This window comes from Pseudomonas sp. 8Z (genome assembly GCF_902506535.1).
Taxonomy (GTDB): Bacteria; Pseudomonadota; Gammaproteobacteria; order Pseudomonadales; family Pseudomonadaceae; genus Aquipseudomonas.
The window spans coordinates 1-2,730 of record NZ_LR733831.1; the positions used below are offsets into that span (position 1 = coordinate 1).

2 protein-coding genes and 1 pseudogene are annotated in these 2,730 nt (G+C 51.4%); 2 read left to right on the top strand and 1 reads right to left on the bottom strand.

Going from position 1 to position 2,730, the window contains the following annotated elements; genetic code table 11:
- Positions 1–679: pseudogene (locus AERO9A_RS22585) on the top strand (hypothetical protein); the annotation flags it as partial.
- A 119-nt stretch (positions 680–798) separates the two neighbouring features.
- Here AERO9A_RS22585 and AERO9A_RS22590 read toward each other — a convergent pair.
- Complete coding sequence (locus AERO9A_RS22590) at positions 799–1,626, bottom strand: pentapeptide repeat-containing protein (protein ID WP_256666039.1); 828 nt, start codon at positions 1,624–1,626, stop codon at positions 799–801.
- A gap of 520 nt (positions 1,627–2,146) precedes the next feature.
- Here AERO9A_RS22590 and AERO9A_RS22240 point away from each other — a divergent pair.
- Entirely contained in the window at positions 2,147–2,608 is a 462-nt protein-coding gene (locus AERO9A_RS22240) for a Bro-N domain-containing protein (RefSeq protein WP_178111200.1), read from the top strand.
- The last annotated feature ends 122 nt before the right edge of the window (positions 2,609–2,730 follow it).

Sequence of the window (2,730 nt, forward strand, 5' to 3'; positions counted from 1 at the left end):
TCTTTGCGGGTCTGCTTGCGCTTACCTGCGTACTCGGCGTCGGCGAAGGTCATCTGCTTCATGGAAAAACTCGGCTGGCGGGATCAGCGTATTTCAACAGATTCGGGAAGTCTTTTTCAGACCATCCATAGGCGCTCTCCTCCAAGAGCTAACCGAGATCCCAGAAGGAAAGCAGGGTGCCTCAGACTTTGAAGCCTGGTGTTTAAAAGCAATAAAAGTTGTATTTGCTGGCGCATTATGCAATGTAGAAATGCATCCAAACAAGAATGGCCTCCAACAACGAGACATAGTCGGAACCAATCTAGCAGAAACAAAATTCTGGAAACGCTTACTAGAAGACTACCAAACTCGCCAGGTAATATTTGAACTCAAAAACTATCGTGACCTGAGTGCAAGTGATTACAGGCAAGTGAATTCTTACCTCTGTAATGAATATGGCAAAGCAGCCTTTATAATCACGCGAGACTTCAACAACAACCTATCCAAAGATAAAGAGCTAAGCTGGGCCAAAGAACTCTACAATGATCACCGAAAACTGATCATAAAATTATCCGCAAAATTTCTTGAAAAACACTTAAGAAAAGCAAGAAGCCCTCACAAACATGATGCAGCAGACAAAGAACTCAACAACCTTATCGACACTTACTTCAGACAATATTTAATATCCAAATCCAGATAGCCGCGCATGGTGGACATGCGAAGCTTGTCCACCTGATTCAGGCCTCCACCGCTATGGAGTGCTTACTGGAAAACTATAAGAACTCAAAACCTGAAAGCCACCAACAAGAGCGGGCACAATCAGACAATGTCCTCCGGCAACCACTCTTCGACGCCTCTGGGGCCTACATCCCAATTGTGATAAAGAATTTCGCCGCTCACGAAAGCTCCCTTAGCTCCAGTGAAAATGCATCCGTTGATGTTTGCGTTTCGCAGATCGGCTCCGTCGACCTTGGCCCCAAGAAAGCTAGCGCCTCTCAGGTATGCGCCACGGAGATCAACACCTCGCAAATCCGCATAGTCAAAGTCAGTTTCCCATCCGTAAGCACCAGGCTGAACTACAGGATCGCAGGTGACTGTATAGAATTTGGCATTACTGAAATTCGAGTGGCGAGCCTTCTTCACATCCTGAAACCAATCATAGTGAATAAGGCTTCCCGGCGCCTGCAGATAGCTCATATCAGGAACCTTCTTGCGCGAGACTACGCGGTTGACTCTTTTGAACAGTAATGAGCTGAAATGAAATCCGCTGAAATCCACTCCACGCTTGTGAGCAGCGGCTGCAAGTGGAACCCCGTCACGGAGACACTCAATCAAGGCATCAAACTGCAACAAGAATCGAGCCCTACGAAATACTCCTTCATAAGGCTGTTGCCAAAAGCCTTCGGCAAAACAGTGAGCTGCGTATCGGGCAATCATCCGATCTCTAGCGACAATAGCCTTGTAGGTCAAACCATATTCTTTGGCAATCAAGCGCAAACAGAGCGCGCGATTAGCAGGCGTTGAACTGAGCAACTGTGCACGTATTGCTCTGCTCAAAGCCAAAGGGCAGCCGCTCCGTAGCTCATTGAACAGAAAAGTAGCATCAGATTTAAAAGCAGATAGCGAAGGGGTGTCAGGAAGTTTCATAGCCTGTCCTTTCACGGTCAATGCTTAGCCCTAGTATTAGCTGACCATTCAAGGTGGCATAGAAAGATGTTGCAACGGTGCAGAGGCTTTTCCTAGCTAGGACTGAACGCCACCGTCATTGGCGCGCCGATAGAATCCTCAAAAACTACACTATCGTCAAGCTCGGTTGAAAATCAGACAAGCATCAATACTGTTTTGTCCCAGCGAGTAGCCCGAACCACCGTCAGGGTGGATGCCCCCTGAACCTCAATCAGCGCAGCTTGACCCACCTTCCCTGACGACCTACTCTGCAGCCGGCGCCTAAGAAACGCCTTCACACAGCGGCCTGCCCGCATCCGACATTAGCGGCTTTTTTGTGCCTACGGCTTGCCCGTGCGCGCAAGAAAAACACCTCTGATATGTCGGGAGTGGGCTAATACAAGACCCGAAAGGGGAATACGTCCGGCCCTCTGTGTGGGGTTTCTTAGCTCCCGGCACCCAGCCCTAAGAAAGCTGGTCAATTCACACAGAGGTAATGGATATGCCTACCCAATCCGCATCCCCCGCTATACCCGCCCTTGCCGGCGAAATCCTGATCCCGCAGACCTTCACCCGCCACCGCAGGCAACTGCGTGCGCTGCTGATCGAGCAGCAATGCTGGTTCTGCGCAACGGATCTTGGTCGGCTGATCGGCCAGCCGCATCTGGACGAACGCGCCACACGCACGCTCGATGCCGACCAGCTACTCGATGCTGTGGTACTCAACACCCACGGCCAACCGGAGGCGACAAGGCTGATCAGCGAGTCTGGCGTCTATGCCGCACTGATCCACTACTACCACCCGGAAAACCGCTGCATCCGCCGCTGGATCACTGCCGACGTGGTGCCGATGCTGCGCGATATCGCACAACCCAGCGAACGCCGACCGAGGCGCGAGAATCGCCAGGGGCTGTCGTTGCTGCATTGGCAAGGCGACACCTGGATGCCTTACCGGCCCATTTAGGGATGGTCTGAAAAAGACTTCCCGAATCTGTTGAAATACGCTGATCCCGCCAGCCGAGTTTTTCCATGAAGCAGATGACCTTCGCCGACGCCGAGTACGCAGGTAAGCGCAAGCAGACCCGC

What these genes read in the sequence shown, in the direction of transcription:
- AERO9A_RS22590 (WP_256666039.1), bottom strand. Translation starts at nt 1,626, where the DNA reads ATGAAACTTCCTGACACCCCTTCGCTATCTGCTTTTAAATCTGATGCT.
- AERO9A_RS22240 (WP_178111200.1), top strand. Translation starts at nt 2,147, where the DNA reads ATGCCTACCCAATCCGCATCCCCCGCTATACCCGCCCTTGCCGGCGAA.